Raw genomic sequence first — 1045 nt, forward strand, 5'->3', positions numbered from 1 at the left:
GGCCTCGACCTTGCCCCACAGGCGCAGTCGCGAGACGCCGCCGTCGGGGAAGATGTTCAAGCGCACGTGGGTGATCGGCCCGAGCTTGGCCACTTCTTCGGTGAAGCTGTGGATGGCGTCCATCTCCAGCTTCTGCTCGGGCAGCAGGGTGTGCCAGAACATCGACTGGGTGGTGATCGAGCGGTCGGTGCCGCCGGTGACATAGGCGGCCTGGATCGAGCAGCGATCGGGGTAGTTGCCCTTGAAGAAGGCGGTGTCGACCTCGATGCGCTCGACCGTGCCGGGGGCGCCGAGCTCGAGCACGCACCAGTCGTTGCCCGGTTCGCGGCGGCGGCGGGTCTCCCAGCCATCGCCCATGTTCATGCCACGGCCCGGCAGCAACAGCGCAGCGGCCGAAGAGCCGAAGCTGGCGTCGTTCCACGACACGGCGCGGCCGCCATTTTCCATCGCCACCAGATCGACGAGTTCGCCCGCGGCGGCCTTGGCCGCGAGCGAGCCCAGCGGGCGGCCATAGACGCGCAGGCGCGCGATGCCGCCGTCCGGATACATGTTCACGCGCAGGTGGGTCCAGGCCGCGGTGCTGGCGCACTCGAGGAGGTGATGGCTGTTGGGCCCCATCGGGGTGGCCGGAAGGATCTCGGTCCAGGTCGCGGCCTGGAGCGCGGCCACGTCATCGGCGTCGGAGACGCAGGCCTCGATCGAGACGGCGGGCGGGTAGTTGCCGGTGAAGTGAGAGGTGTCGACGTCGAAACCGCGGATGACGCCCCTGACGCCGAGTTTGACGAGTGCCCAGTCGTGACCGGCGACGCGCTTGCGGCGCGACTCCCAGCCATCCATCCACTTGCCGTTGGTGTCGAACTTGCCGGGGACGAACTGTGCGGGCTCGGGGTTGAGCATGCGTGCGACCTCGGCGAAGAAGTCGTCGGAGGCGGCGATTGCCTTGGCGCCCAGGCGCGGGTTGGCGAGGTCGACCGAGCGCAGCGCCCAGTCGGGCAACTCGGCAGGGGGGGCGAAGACGGGGGCGCCGGGAGTGTGGCTGGCCATG

Annotated in this window: 1 protein-coding gene; it reads right to left on the reverse strand. The window is 69.6% G+C overall.

Annotated elements, in window-relative coordinates:
• The coding region (alc, locus tag B447_RS21530; RefSeq protein ID WP_002941842.1) for an allantoicase at positions 1-1044 on the reverse strand (1044 nt) is incomplete at its 3' end.
• Position 1045: the final 1 nt, after the last annotated feature.

Source organism: Thauera sp. 27 (assembly GCF_000310125.2).
Taxonomy (GTDB): domain Bacteria; phylum Pseudomonadota; class Gammaproteobacteria; order Burkholderiales; family Rhodocyclaceae; genus Thauera; species Thauera mechernichensis.